This window comes from Bilifractor sp. LCP21S3_F8, assembly GCF_052117805.1.
Taxonomy (GTDB): Bacteria; Bacillota; Clostridia; order Lachnospirales; family Lachnospiraceae; genus Bilifractor.
The window spans coordinates 1-622 of sequence record NZ_JBQKIK010000069.1 but is presented as its reverse complement, the minus strand read 5'-3'; the positions used below and the strand labels follow the sequence as shown (position 1 = coordinate 622).

Annotated in this window: 1 rRNA gene; it reads left to right on the top strand. The window is 57.4% G+C overall.

The annotated features are described in order from the left end of the window. Positions 1 to 622: ribosomal RNA gene (locus ACTQ3A_RS13910) — 23S ribosomal RNA — on the top strand; the annotation flags it as partial.

The following is a 622-nucleotide window of genomic DNA, read 5'->3' as shown; positions in this document are numbered from 1 at the left end:
GAAGGAAGTACGCCAGTATTTCCGGAGCCGCTGTTGGGATACCACCCTTGCGTTACCGGGCTTCTAACCTGCGCCCGTTACCCGGGCGGGGGACAATGTCAGACGGGGAGTTTGACTGGGGCGGTCGCCTCCGAAAGCGTATCGGAGGCGCCCAAAGGTTCCCTCAGGATGGTTGGAAACCATCCAAAGAGTGCAAAGGCAGAAGGGAGCCTGACTGCGACAGCGACGGTTGGAGCAGGTACGAAAGTAGGGCTTAGTGATCCGGTGGTATTAAGTGGGAATGCCATCGCTCAACGGATAAAAGCTACCCTGGGGATAACAGGCTTATCACTCCCAAGAGTTCACATCGACGGAGTGGTTTGGCACCTCGATGTCGGCTCATCGCATCCTGGGGCTGTAGTAGGTCCCAAGGGTTGGGCTGTTCGCCCATTAAAGCGGTACGCGAGCTGGGTTCAGAACGTCGTGAGACAGTTCGGTCCCTATCCGGCGTGGGCGGAGGAGTTTTGAAAGGAGCTGTCCTTAGTACGAGAGGACCGGGATGGACAGACCACTGGTGTACCGGTTAGACCGCCAGGTCTATGGCCGGGTAGCCAAGTCTGGAAGGGATAAACGCTGAAGGCAT